Below are 12,397 nucleotides of genomic sequence, written 5' to 3' on the forward strand. Positions count from 1 at the left end.
GTCCGGCAGTGTAGGCGTGAGCGCCGTCACACAACAAGCGGCGTTGCGGGCTTTCGATTTACACTGCGCCGATGCATCCGTTTTCCATGTCCGACCGTGCGCAGGTGACCCCATGAGCCTGCCCACCCCCGAGGACGTCGACCAGGCCGCGCGCGCGCTGGCCCTCGGCGCCAGCCCCTACGAACTCCACGGCGCGCTGTGCGGCTGGCTGGCCGGCGGCGGCGCCAACGCGCAGGACTGGCCGGCGCGCGTGCTCGCCGATCCGTCGCTGCCGACCCCGCCGGCCGACGGCGCGCTGGACGCGCTGCGCACCACCACCGCCACCCAGCTGGAGGATCGCGGCTTCGGCTTCGACCTGCTGCTGCCCGATCCCTCATCCGGCCTGGAGGAGCGCGCGCAGGCGCTGTTCGACTGGTGCCGGGCGTTCCTGGGCGGGTTCGGCCTGGCCGCCGTCGGCGATGCGCCGCTGTCCGACGATGGCGCCGAGGCCCTGGCTGACCTGGGCAAGCTGGCCCAGGCCAGCCCCGAGCTGGGCGAGGGCGAAGAGGACGAGGACGCGCTGGCCGAGATCGAGGAATTCGTGCGCGTGGCGGTCCTGCTGCTGCACGGCGACTGCGTCCTGGCGCCGCGCCACCGCAAAAGCCTGAACTGATGCGGGCGGCCACCGGCATCGGCGCGGCCGAGTTCGCGCGCCGGCGCAAGGCCCTGATGCGCATGGCCGGCGAGGACGCCATCCTGGTGCTGCCGGCCGCGCCCGAGCGCGTGCGCAGTAACGACACGCACTATCCGTATCGGCAGGATTCGGATTTCTGGTATCTGACCGGCTATCCCGAGCCCGGCGCGGTGCTGGTGCTGATCCCGGGCCGCCGCCACGGCGAGGTGATCCTGTTCAACCGCGACCGCGACCCGGCGCGCGAGGTCTACGACGGCCCGCGCATCGGCCAGCAGGGCGCGGTGGACGGCTACGGCATGGACGATGCCTATCCGATCGAGGACATGGACGAGATCCTGCCGGGCATGCTGGAAGGCCGCTCGCGGGTGTACTACCACTTCGGCCGCGACACCGAGTTCGACCTCAAGCTGATCGGCTGGGTCAACCAGGTGCGCGCCCAGGCGCGCGGCGGCGGGCAGCCACCGCACGAGTTCCTGGAACTGGGCCACCTGCTGCACGAGCAGCGGCTGTTCAAGTCCGCCGACGAGCTCAAGCTGATGCAGCGCGCGGCCGAGATCAGCATCGACGCGCACCTGGCCGCGATGCGCGGCGCCCATGCCGGCGTGCGCGAGTACCAGCTGCAGGCGGTGATCGAATGCGTGTTCCGCGCCAGCGACGCCTGGCCGGCCTACGGCAGCATCGTCGGCGCCGGCGCCAACGCCTGCACGCTGCATTACGTGGCCAACACCGCGCAGGCCCGGGCGGGCGATCTGGTGCTGATCGACGCTGGTGCCGAGTACCGCAACTACGCTGCCGACATCACCCGCACCTTTCCGGTGGACGGGCGCTTCGGCAAGGCGCAGCGCCAGCTGCACGACCTGGTCGGCGCCGCGCAGGCCGCCGCGCTGGCGCAGGCGCGCCCGGGCGTGCCGTACGAGGCCGGCCACGAGGCGGCGGTGGAGGTGCTCACCGAAGGGCTGCTGCAGTTGGGCCTGCTCAAGGGCAGGCTGGAGAAGTGCATCGCCGACGGCAGCTACAAGCGCTTCTACCGGCACAAGACCGGTCACTGGCTGGGCCTGGACGTGCACGACGTGGGCGACTATCGCCTGCAGGGCGAGTCGCGCCTGCTCGAGCCGGGCATGGTGTTCACCATCGAGCCCGGCCTGTACATCTCGCCCGACGACACCAGCGTGGACGCGAAGTGGCGCGGCATCGGCATCCGCACCGAGGACAACGTGGCCATCACCGCCGACGGCCACCGCGTGCTGACCGCCGCCCTGGCGCGCAGCGCCGACGAGATCGAAGCGGTCATGGCCGGCGGCAGCATCTGAAGCTGCCGGGTGGGCGCCGCCATGGCGGCGCCCACCGAACGAGGCGCCCCACCGAGCGCTGATCACGTTCTAGAGGAGAGCCCCTGAGTCAGGGGCGGCCGCGAAGCGGCGGAGGCCTGGAGGCTGACGAGGCGGGACCCGAGGTCTGTGAAGCAAGCCTCGGGGCGTCAGCGCGAATGCGATGCCGCGTCGGCGAACGCCGGCCGGGTGAGGTTGTCGGCGCCGGTCTCGGTGCACAGCACCTCGTCCTCGATGCGGATGCCGCCATAGGGCTTGAACTGCGCCACGCGCGCCCAGTCGATCGCCTCGCCATGGCCGGCGGCCTTGGCGTCATCCAGCAGCATGTCGATGAAGTACAGGCCCGGCTCGATGGTCACCACCATGCCCGGCTCCAGCACGCGGGTCAGGCGCAGATAGGGATGGCCTTCCGGGCGCTCGATGCGGCCGCCGCGATCGGAGGCCGCGAAGCCGGCCACGTCGTGCACCTGCAGGCCGATCGAATGGCCCAGGCCGTGCGGGAAGAACGCCGCCGACACGCCGCTGGCCAGCGCCGCCTCGGGCGACACCTTGATCACGCCGAAGTCCTTGAGGATGCCCATCAGCGACAGGTGCGCGTCGAGGTGCAGCTGCTTGTAATCCACGCCCGGGGCCACGGCGTTGCCCATGCGGAGCTGCGCGGCGTCCAGCGCGTCGATCATGGCCTGGAACTCGCTGGCGGCGTCGGCCGCATAGGTGCGGGTGATGTCGCTGGCATAGCCGGCGGCGCTGGCGCCGGCGTCGATCAGGAAGCTGTGCGACTGCGCGGGCGCGGCGCGCTCCAGTTCGGTGTAGTGCAGCACCGCGGCGTGTTCGTTGAGGCCGATGATGTTGCCGTAGGGCAGCTCGGCCGCGTCCTGACCGACCGCGGCGCAGTAGGCCATGTGGATGTCGAACTCGCTGGCGCCGGCGCGGAAGGCCGCCTCGGCCGCGCGATGCCCGCGCACGGCCAGCGCCTGCGCCTGGCGCATCAGCGCGATCTCGTAGGGCGTCTTGTAGGCGCGGTGATAGGCCAGGTAGTCGATCACCGCCTCGGGATTGTTGGGCACGTAGGCGCCCAGCGCGCTGTGCGCCTCGCCCAGGATCGCGCAGCGCGCGACGTCCCCGGGCAGCAGGGCGGCGGCCTGGTCGGCGGTGCGGATGATGTCGATGTCGAAGTGCTCGACCCACCAGCCGCTCGGCGCGGCCGGCACCACGTGCCAATAGTCGCGCGGCTGCAGGAAGATCAGGCGCGGACGCTGGCCGGGCGTGTACACGATCCAGCTGTCGGGCACGCGCGTCAGCGGCAGCCAGGCCTTGAACTGCGGGTTGACGTAGAACGGGTAGTTCAGGTCGTCAGCATGCTGGTAGTGCAGGCGCCCGCTGGGGATCACCAGATGGTCCAGGCCGCCGCGCGCCAGCGCCTGGTCCGCGCGCGCCTTGAGCGTGTCCAGGTGGGCGGCGTACAGCGGGGCGGGATCGGGCAGGGACATGGCGGCGACTCGTGCGGCGAAAGAGCCGCGGAGTTTACCCGCCGCCGGCTCGGGTCTCTTGTCGCGATGTGCTGTGCTTTGGAGTGGGCGAGCGGCGGCGCATGGGTGCACGTGATGGCGTCCGGCCTGGGCACGGCCAGCAAATCCGTCGTTCCCGGGCTCGCGGGAACGACGGTAAGAAGTATTCCTAAGGAGTGCGCCACGAGCCTTAAACCCCCTGTGCTCGCCTGGATCCAATCCGCTCCGCGCTACCAATTCAAAGCTCGTCATCCCCGCGAACGCGGGGATCCAGGGACTTCCAGGCAGGTCGAGCAAAAGGCTCTGGGTTCCCGCTTTCGCGGGAACGACGGCAGGAGGGCTAGCGGATTGAGATGCGAATCGGCCGGGGCGGCGTGCGCGGCGCGGGCCTCAGGCTTCCCAGCGCAGGTTTCCAGCCAGGCCGTCCCCAATTCGGCGTCCGCGCCTTCGCGCGTCCGCGTACGATCGCGCTAGCGTTCGATCCAGTCGCGCAGCGCGGCCAGGTGTTCGGCCGACACCGTGAGGAAGCGCAGGCCGGCCAGCGACTGGCCTGGGGTGTGCGCCGCGCCGGTCCACAGCACGTGCGCGCCGACGTCGATGTCGGTCTCGCGGCCGGTGGAGCCGACCGGCAGCGAGAACTGGAACTGGTAGAGCGCGTCCTCGCGCACCGGCGCGTCGGCCACCAGCAGCATGCCGGCCTCGGACAGATTGCCCACGCGGCCGACCAGTTCGCCGGTCATGGTGTCGGTGACGGCGATGGCGCCGTCCGGATTGCGGCGCTGGGCGCGGCGCGCTTCGGTGATGCTCATGTCGCCTCCATGCCGGCCAGGGTGCGCAGCTTGGCCAGGGCGGCCTGCCAGGCGCGGTCGAGCAGGCTGCCGTGGTCCTCGCTGACCGGGCGCGCCTGCTCGAGGGCCATCAGCCGCGCCACGCTGTCCAGCGTGTGTTCGCCGACCTTCTGCCCGCGCGCGCTGACGAACAGGGCATGGCCGCTGGTGGGGTTGTACCAGGACAGGCGCAGCCGGCGCAGGTCGCCCTGCTGGTTCTGCACGAACTCGAACCAGGTGCCGAACGGCAGCCGCCGCAGCGATTCGTAGCTGGCCTGTTCGGCCGGGGTGCGCGGCGGCGGCGGGGGTGCCCTGCGCGGGGCGTCCTGCGTGGCGGCGGCGACCTTGGCCTGCAGCTTCAGCGCCGGTTCGCCGGGTGCCTCGGGTTCGGGCGTGTTGGCCAGGCGCCGGGCGATCACCGCCGCCTCGTCGCTGTGGTAGCCCATCTTCACCAGCGCGCTTTCGATCTGCGTCGCCAGCGCCGGCGCGGGTGCGGCCTCGCCGGTCACCGTCTCGGCGATGCGCGTGGTCAGCGCCGCCACCTCCCGCCATTCGTCCGAGTCCTCGCCGTTGCGCAGGCGGATCAGGGTCAGCACGTCGGCCCAGGCCTGGGACAGCAGCGCCTGGACGAAGGGCGGCACCGGCCGAGCGCCGAGCGCCCGGTCGATGGTGTGCGCGGCGGCGGTCTTGGCGTTCTCCAGGCGGTCGCGCCCGCGCGCGGCCTCCACCAGCCGCCGTTCGGCGACCTCGGCCTTGCGCGCCGCCGTCTGGAAATGGTCCTGCACGTCGCGATGGGCCTGGGCGAACACCGCCTCATCGCCGGTGTACTCGGTCAGCACCTTGGCCACCGCGGCCTTGAGCTTGGCCAGCAGGGCCGGGTCGGTGTCGTCCTCGCCCAGCCAGTTGGCGCCGGACTCGGCCACGGCGTTGAGCAGTTCGCGCGCCGGGTGCTGCGGGCTCACGAAGAATGCGCGGTCGCTCAGCGCGGCCTGCACCACCGGCACCTGCAGCTGGCCCAGCAGGTCCGCGGCCGGTCCGCGGCGGACCTCGTGGCCGATCTCGTGATAGAGCAGGTCCAGCAGTTCGAAGGTATCGGCATCTTCGCGCGCCAGTTCGGCCTGCGGCCCGTGCACGCGCCGCAGGCCGGCCAGGACGCGTTCGCGCAGGTCGCCCAGCGCCAGCGGCGTGCTCGGCGCATGGCCCTGCGCGACCTGCAGCTGCAGGGTCTGCAGGGTGCTGAGCAGGTGCGCGGTGGGCAGCGCCTGTCCGGAGGATGCGCCGCCGTCGCCCTGCTGGCCGGCCGTCGGCGGGGCGGCGCCTGGGCCGGCGGCGTTCGGCATCGCGGCGCTTGTCGAAGCCCCCGCGCGCGCGGGACTGTTCGCCTGCCAGGCCGGCGTGGGGAGGTCCCGGGCCGGCGTCGGGCGCGCGCCGCTCCGGGCGTGCCCGGCCGAGAGCAGCCGCTGCAGCGAAGCGAAGCTCACCACCGGCGCGGTCGAGCGCTTCGACTGTCCGGGGCGCACCCAGCCGGGCAGGTCCACCGGCGGCAGGCCCGTCCGGCCCGGCGGCGTGGCCGGCGCGACGTCCGGCGTAGCGCGCGTGACCGGCGCGCGGCCGCGCTGGGGAGCGAACACCAACCCGGGCAGCACGCCCTGGCGGCCCAGGGTCTGGGCGATCTGGTCGAGCAGTTCGCCGTAGCCGGACAGCATGTGCTGCTCGAACAGCCGATACAGCTGCAGCTGGGCGGTCAGATCCACCTCGAGCCTGGCCACGCCGGCACGCAGCGCCTGGCACAGCGAGTGCGGCGACAGCGGCTGGCGCGTCTCGTCCGGCGCCGGGCTGCCGGCCAGCACGCCCAGGCGCTGGGACAGCAGGAACAGCGCCTCCTGGTGGCGACCGGTGTGGCGGCGCGCGATGTCCTGCAGGACGATGTCCTGATCGATGACGGCGTCCTCGACCAGGGTCAGCACGGTGGGAATCGCCCCGGCCTCCCGTGGCGGTTCGCGTGGGCTGCGCAGCGCGGCCAGTTCGGCTTCCAGCCGCGCCAGCAGCGTCGGCAGCACCTGGGGACGGTCGCGGCGCAGGTGCTGCAGGTGGGCCAGGTAGGCGGTCTGCAGTTCATTGCTGCGGGCGCGATTGGCGCTGACCGACAGGTCCTGCTCCAGCGCGTCCAGGCTGGCCTCCACGCCCCGGAACAGTGCCGGCCGCAGCTGCGCCAGCAGGGTCTCCAGAATCCGGCGCACGCGCACGGGCAAGGCCGCCGACGCCAGCGTGTCGGCGGCCGAGAAGGGTGGAGCAGCCCCTGAAGCGACCATCGGATCCCAGTGTGGTCATGCGCTTTGCGGCGGTTTTGTAACACACCGCCACACGCGGCCGACACAGGTGCCGCGCCGTGAGGCGCCGGGGCTGGCGCGCGCGACGGGCTCCGGGATGAGGGGGCGGGTCGCCGACGGTCCGGCTTTCGGGGCCTAGGCTTCCAGGAACAGCGCCATCACATCGTTGGCGAAGCGCAGCCCCAGCGGCGTCGGAACGACCCGTTCGGCTTCGACCCGCAGCCAGCCCTTGGCTTCGGCTTCGGCCAGCGGCGCGGCGATATGCGCGGCCGGCAGCCCGGTGCGCACCTGGAAGTCGCGCAGGGCGAAGCCCTCCTTCAGCCGCAGCAGGTTGAGCATGTACTCGAACGGGCGCCGCGCCGGGGCGATCTCGTCGTCGCCGCCGATGCCGGCCGGCGTGCCGGCGCTGGCCAGATAGGTGGTCGGATGCTTGACCTTCCAGCGCCGCAGGATGTTCTGCCCCGCGCCCGAACTGATCTTGCCGTGCGCGCCCGCGCCAATGCCCAGATAGTCGCCGTAGCGCCAGTAGTTGAGGTTGTGCGCGCACTGGCGGCCAAGGCGCGCGTAGGCGCTGACCTCGTAGTGCGCGTAACCGGCCGCGGCCAGCGCCGCCTGGCAGGCCTCCTGCATGTCGTAGGCGTCGTCCTCTTCGGGGATGCCCTGCGGGGGGCGCGCGAAGAAGACCGTGTTCGGCTCCAGCGTGAGCTGATAGTGCGACACGTGCGCCGGCTGCAGGGCGAAGGCGCGCTCCAGATCATGCAGCGCCATCGCCAGCGACTGGCCGGGCAGGGCGTACATCAGGTCCAGGTTGAGATTGTCCAGGCCGGCGTCCTGGGCCAGCTTGACCGCGTGCTCGGCCTGGGCGCTGTCGTGGATGCGGCCCAGCCGCTGCAGGCAGCCATCGTCGAAGCTCTGGATGCCGAAGCTCAGCCGGTTCACGCCCGCGGCGCGATAGGCACCGAAGCGGTCGTGCTCGGCCGTACCCGGATTGGTCTCCAGGGTCACCTCGCACTCGGGCGCGAAGCGCAGCCGCGCGCTGGCCGCCTGCAGGAAGCGGTCGATGTGTTCGGCCGGGAACAGGCTCGGCGTGCCGCCGCCGAAGAACACGCTGTGGATCGTGCGGCCCCAGACCAGCGGCAGGTCCTGGTCCAGGTCGCGGATCAGCGCGTCGATGTAGGCATCGAAGGGCAGCGCGCCACTGCCCTGGTGCGAGTTGAAGTCGCAGTACGGGCACTTGCGCACGCACCAGGGCAGGTGCACGTACAGCGACAGCGGCGGCGGGATCAGCTGCACGCCCGCGGTCTGCGCGCGTGTGTCGAGCGGCCAGGGCGGGCCGGGCCGGTGCTCGGCGGATTCAGCGGGCGGCGCCATGGAGGACATCGGATTCGGGACGGTCGCCGCGCTCAGAACAGCGTGGTCAGACGCTGGTTGAGCACCTCGAGCGCGCGGGCGCGATGGCTCAGCCGGTTCTTCAGCGCGGTGTCCATTTCCGCCGCGGTCAGGCCATGGTCCGGATCGAGGAACAGCGGGTTGTAACCGAAGCCGCCGTTGCCGCGCAGTTCGCGGGTGATCCGGCCTTCCCACGCGCCCTCGGCGATCAGCGGCTGCGGATCCTCCGGATGGCGCAGCAGCACGATCACCGCGTAGAAGCGGGCGCGGCGCTGGTCATCGGGCACGTCCTTCATCGCGTCCAGCAGCTTGGCGTTGTTGGCCGCATCATCGGTGGGCTGGCCGGCGTAGCGCGCGCTGTACAGCCCGGGCGCGCCGCCCAGCGCATCGACGATCAGGCCCGAGTCGTCGGCCAGCGCCGGCAGGCCGGTCGCCGCGCAGGCGTGGCGCGCCTTGATCAATGCGTTCTCGACGAAGGTCAGGCCGGTCTCGGGGACGTCCTCGACGCCCAGCTCCTTCTGCGGAACGATCTGGTAGGGCAGGTGCGCCAGCATCGCGCTGAACTCGGCCAGCTTGCCGGCATTGCCGCTGGCCAGGACGAGACGGGTCATCGCTTGGGCTCCAGCAGATCCCACAGGTTGCCGTAGGCGTCGCGGAACACCGCGACGGTCGCGTAGGGCTCGTGGCGCGGCGCCTCCAGGAACTGCACGCCGCGCGCGCTCAGCGCCGCATGGTCGCGGGCGAAGTCGTCGGTGTGCAGGAAGAACCCCACGCGCCCGCCGGTCTGGTCGCCGATGCGCGCGCGCTGGGCCGCATCGCTCGCGCGCGCCAGCAGCAGCGCGGTGGCGTCGTCGGCCTGCGGCGCCACGCGCACCCAGCGCTTGCCGCCGCCAAGGTCGGTGTCTTCCAGCAGTGCGAAACCCAGGTCGCCGGTGTAGTGGGCGATCGCCCGGTCGTAGTCGTCCACCACCACCGTCACCAGTGCGAGCGTGCGCTTCATCGCCTACGCTCCGCTCAACCGGCCAGCGCGTCGCGCTGGGCCTGCACCAGCTGGGCGATGCCGGTCTCGGCCAGGCCCAGCAGCGCGTCCATCTCCTCGCGGCGGAAGGCATGGCCCTCGGCCGTGCCCTGCACCTCGATGAAGCCGCCGCCGTCGTTCATCACCACGTTCATGTCGGTGTCGCAGTCGCTGTCTTCCGCATAGTCCAGGTCCAGGACCGGCACGCCCTTGTAGATGCCCACCGACACCGCGGCGATCGCGCCGAAGATCGGGTCGCGCTTGATCTCGCGCCGCGCCTTCAGCCCGTTGATCGCGTCGACCAGCGCCACGTAGGCGCCGGTGATGGCCGCGGTGCGCGTGCCGCCGTCGGCCTGCAGCACGTCGCAGTCCAGGGTGATGGTGCGTTCGCCCAGCGCGCCGCGGTCCACGCACGCGCGCAGGGCGCGGCCGATCAGGCGCTGGATCTCCAGCGTGCGCCCGCCCTGCTTGCCGCGCGCGGCTTCGCGGTCCGAGCGGGTGTGGGTGGAGCGCGGCAGCATGCCGTACTCGGCCGTGACCCAACCCTCGCCCTTGCCGCGCAGGAAGGCCGGCACCTTGTTGTCCACCGAGGCGGTGCACAGCACCCGCGTGTCGCCGAAGGACACCAGCACCGAGCCCTCGGCATGGCGGGTGAAACCGCGCTGGATGGACACGGGGCGGAGCTGGTCGGCGGTGCGACCACTGGGGCGGGAGAACGTCATGCGTGGAATGCCTGCTTGAGGAGGGGGCCGGCGTCGGGGCCGGCCGGCCAGGCACGCTAGGGTACCATCCACGCCCCTTCGACCCTTGGGAAACGCCCCGCCGTGATCCGTTCCATGACCGCCTACGCCACCGTCGAACAGCCCGTGGACGGCGGCGCGCTCAGCGCCGAACTGCGCGCGGTCAACCACCGTTTCCTGGAGCTGGGCCTGCGCCTGCCCGACGAGTTGCGTGCGCTCGAACCGGCGCTGCGCGAGCGCGTGGCCGCGCGCGTGGCCCGCGGCAAGCTGGATCTGGTGCTGCGCCTGCGCACGGCCGAAGGCGAGGGCGGCCTGCACCTGGATCAGGCCATGGTCGATGAACTGGTGGCGGTGAACACGCAGCTGGCCATCCGCTTCCCCGGCCTGCGCACCAGCCTGACCGAACTGCTGCAGTTCCCCGGCGTGCTGCGCAGCCGGGCGCTGGATGCCGAGGCGCTGCAGGCCGCGGCGCTGGCGCTGCTGGAGCGGTTGCTGGACCAGTTCGTGGCCGCGCGCGAGCGCGAAGGTCGCCAGCTGGCCCAGGCCATCGCCGAGCGCGTGGACGCCATCGCCGCGCTCGCCGCGCAGGCGCGCACGTTGATCCCGCAGATCCGCGCCGGCCAGCGCCAGAAGCTCGAGGCGCGCCTGGCCGAGCTGGCTCAGCCGGCCGACCCCGGGCGTCTGGAGCAAGAGCTGGTGCTGTCCCTGCAGAAGCTGGACGTGGACGAGGAACTGGACCGCCTGGACAGCCACATCAAGGAGATCCGCCGCGTGCTGAAGGGCGAGGCCGCCGTCGGCCGGCGCCTGGACTTCCTGCTGCAGGAGTTCAACCGCGAGGCCAACACCCTGGGCTCCAAGTCGGTGGACGTGCGCACCACCAACATCGCCGTCGAGCTGAAGGTGCTGATCGACCAGATCCGCGAGCAGGTGCAGAACCTGGAGTAGTCCTTCCCGGGACGAGCCCAGCGGGCATGCGCGCGCCGCCGCAAGCCCGGCGGCCGGCGACAGCGTGGGATCCAGGGGCACAGGGACCTGGGCGGACAGGCTTGGGTGCGGGTCGGCCCCGTCTGTTGGGCGCCCGGTCGCCGCGCGGCGCTGCCGCGCGAAGGGTTTGCTAGACTTGCGCGCCTTTTCCGACCGTCGCGCCCTGTCGCGGCAGCTAAGGCCATCGCCATGCGCGGCACCCTGTACATCGTCGCGGCCCCGTCGGGCGCCGGAAAGAGCAGCATCGTCAATGCCACGCTGGCGCGCGATCCGCGCATCAGCCTCTCGATCTCGTTCACCTCGCGCGCGCCGCGCCCGGGCGAGCGCCATGCCCAGCACTACCACTTCGTCAGCGAGGCGCAGTTCCAGGCGATGATCGACGCCGGCGAGTTCTTCGAGTACGCCCGCGTGCACGGCGACTGGAAGGGCAGTGCGCGCCAGTCGGTCGAACCGCAGCTGGCCGCCGGCCAGGACGTGCTGCTGGAAATCGACTGGCAGGGCGCGCGCCAGGTGCGCGAGAAGGTGCCCGAGGCGGTGAGCGTGTTCATCCTGCCGCCCTCGCGCGATGCGCTGGAGGAGCGTATGCGCAAGCGCGGGCAGGACAGCGAGGAAGTCATCGCCCAGCGCCTGGCCGCCGCGCGCGAGGAGATGTCGCACTACGGCGAGTTCGACTACGTGATCGTCAATGAAGTCTTCGACACCGCGGTGGAGGAGATGTGCGCCATCTTCACCGCCAGCCGCCTGCGCCGCGAGCGCCAGGCCGCCGAACACCGCGCCCTGATCGAGGCGCTGCTGGCGCAGTGATCGCGCACGCTTGAACGTCCTGTTCGTCTGCAGCCAGAACCGCCTGCGCAGCCCGACGGCCGAGCAGGTGTTCGCCGGCTGGCCGGGCATCGAGGTCGCCTCGGCCGGCCTGAACCACGACGCCGAGAGCCCGCTGACACCGGAGCTGCTGGCCTGGGCCGATCTGGTGCTGGTGATGGAAAAGGCGCAGCGCACACGCCTGTCGCGGAAGTTCCGCCCGCATCTGTGTGGCGTCCGCGTGGCCTGCCTGGACATCCCGGACGACTACGATTTCATGGATCCGATGTTGATCGCGCTGTTGCAGGCACGGGTCCCGCGGCACCTGCCGAGGCGCTGAAAGCCTGGAGTAATGGCCTAACCGATTGATTTGCAAGGCATGGATTGCAATCGGGCCGGGCGGTCCCTAGAATTGCCGGTCCCTTTCCGCTAGTCGCGCGGCCCACCTGTCCGGTGGATGGCCGCCAGGAGCCCACATGGCCCGCATCACCGTAGAAGATTGCCTGGAAGTCGTCGACAACCGTTTCGAGCTGGTCATGATGGCCGCCAAGCGCGCCCGCCAGCTGGCCAACGGCGTCGAGGCCACCATCGACAACGAGACCGACGACAAGCCGACCGTGCTGGCGCTGCGCGAGATCGCCGCGCGCAAGGTCGACAACGAGTTGATCGACCGGGTCGAGAAGGCCGAGCGCGAGCGCGCCGAGCGCGAGGCGCTGGAGTGGGCCGCCGCCGAGGTGGTCGCCGACGATGACATGTCCAAGGGCGACGACTGAAGCGCTAGCTTCATCGCCTGACGCAG

At 71.6% G+C, this 12,397-nt stretch carries 13 protein-coding genes; 6 read left to right on the forward strand and 7 right to left on the reverse strand.

The window, feature by feature from the left end; translation table 11 throughout:
* The first annotated feature begins 112 nt into the window (after positions 1-112).
* Positions 113-652: a UPF0149 family protein gene (locus LAJ50_RS05325; RefSeq protein ID WP_130550877.1), complete on the forward strand. Its 540-nt coding sequence runs from the start codon at positions 113-115 to the stop codon at positions 650-652.
* Positions 652-1,983, forward strand: a complete 1,332-nt coding sequence (locus tag LAJ50_RS05330) for an aminopeptidase P N-terminal domain-containing protein (protein WP_130550878.1) — start codon at positions 652-654, stop codon at positions 1,981-1,983. Before LAJ50_RS05325 ends, LAJ50_RS05330 begins: the two co-directional genes overlap by 1 nt.
* 167 nt (positions 1,984-2,150) lie before the next feature.
* On the opposite strand, the gene pepQ is transcribed toward LAJ50_RS05330, so the two are convergent.
* From pepQ to rph, 7 genes are all read right to left on the reverse strand, one after another.
* The gene (pepQ, locus tag LAJ50_RS05335; RefSeq protein ID WP_138654876.1) at positions 2,151-3,491 is read right to left on the reverse strand and encodes a Xaa-Pro dipeptidase; all 1,341 of its coding nucleotides are present in this window, start codon (positions 3,489-3,491) and stop codon (positions 2,151-2,153) included.
* A 488-nt stretch (positions 3,492-3,979) separates the two neighbouring features.
* Positions 3,980-4,318, reverse strand: coding sequence for a PilZ domain-containing protein (locus tag LAJ50_RS05340; RefSeq protein WP_138654878.1), 339 nt, complete (start codon positions 4,316-4,318; stop codon positions 3,980-3,982).
* On the reverse strand, positions 4,315-6,648 hold the full coding sequence (locus LAJ50_RS05345; RefSeq protein ID WP_224096486.1) for a DUF1631 family protein: 2,334 nt from the start codon (positions 6,646-6,648) through the stop codon (positions 4,315-4,317). Before LAJ50_RS05345 ends, LAJ50_RS05340 begins: the two co-directional genes overlap by 4 nt.
* A 153-nt stretch (positions 6,649-6,801) precedes the next feature.
* Complete coding sequence (hemW, locus tag LAJ50_RS05350; RefSeq protein WP_138655230.1) at positions 6,802-8,037, reverse strand: radical SAM family heme chaperone HemW; 1,236 nt, start codon at positions 8,035-8,037, stop codon at positions 6,802-6,804.
* 32 nt (positions 8,038-8,069) lie between these two features.
* A complete protein-coding gene (gene rdgB / locus LAJ50_RS05355) occupies positions 8,070-8,666 on the reverse strand; it encodes an RdgB/HAM1 family non-canonical purine NTP pyrophosphatase (RefSeq protein ID WP_171044687.1) in 597 nt (198 codons plus the stop codon).
* The gene (locus tag LAJ50_RS05360; protein ID WP_130550884.1) at positions 8,663-9,055 is read right to left on the reverse strand and encodes a VOC family protein; all 393 of its coding nucleotides are present in this window, start codon (positions 9,053-9,055) and stop codon (positions 8,663-8,665) included. The genes rdgB and LAJ50_RS05360 overlap by 4 nt, the downstream gene beginning before the upstream one ends.
* A gap of 14 nt (positions 9,056-9,069) precedes the next feature.
* A complete protein-coding gene (gene rph, locus LAJ50_RS05365; RefSeq protein ID WP_130550885.1) occupies positions 9,070-9,795 on the reverse strand; it encodes a ribonuclease PH in 726 nt (241 codons plus the stop codon).
* Between the two features lie 102 nt (positions 9,796-9,897).
* Between rph and LAJ50_RS05370 the strand changes: the two genes are divergently transcribed.
* From LAJ50_RS05370 to rpoZ, 4 genes are all read left to right on the forward strand, one after another.
* Complete coding sequence (locus LAJ50_RS05370; protein WP_130550886.1) at positions 9,898-10,758, forward strand: YicC/YloC family endoribonuclease; 861 nt, start codon at positions 9,898-9,900, stop codon at positions 10,756-10,758.
* Between the two features lie 228 nt (positions 10,759-10,986).
* Positions 10,987-11,601, forward strand: coding sequence for a guanylate kinase (gmk, locus tag LAJ50_RS05375; RefSeq protein WP_130550887.1), 615 nt, complete (start codon positions 10,987-10,989; stop codon positions 11,599-11,601).
* 10 nt (positions 11,602-11,611) lie between these two features.
* Positions 11,612-11,938 (forward strand): low molecular weight protein tyrosine phosphatase family protein, encoded by a 327-nt coding sequence (locus LAJ50_RS05380; protein ID WP_138655226.1) that lies wholly within the window; start codon positions 11,612-11,614, stop codon positions 11,936-11,938.
* A gap of 136 nt (positions 11,939-12,074) precedes the next feature.
* Positions 12,075-12,371 carry a DNA-directed RNA polymerase subunit omega gene (gene rpoZ, locus LAJ50_RS05385; RefSeq protein ID WP_130550889.1) on the forward strand — a complete coding sequence of 99 codons (297 nt, stop codon included), beginning with the start codon at positions 12,075-12,077 and terminating at the stop codon, positions 12,369-12,371.
* Positions 12,372-12,397 lie beyond the last annotated feature (26 nt).

Source organism: Pseudoxanthomonas sp. X-1 (genome assembly GCF_020042665.1).
Lineage (GTDB): Bacteria > Pseudomonadota > Gammaproteobacteria > Xanthomonadales > Xanthomonadaceae > Pseudoxanthomonas_A > Pseudoxanthomonas_A spadix_A.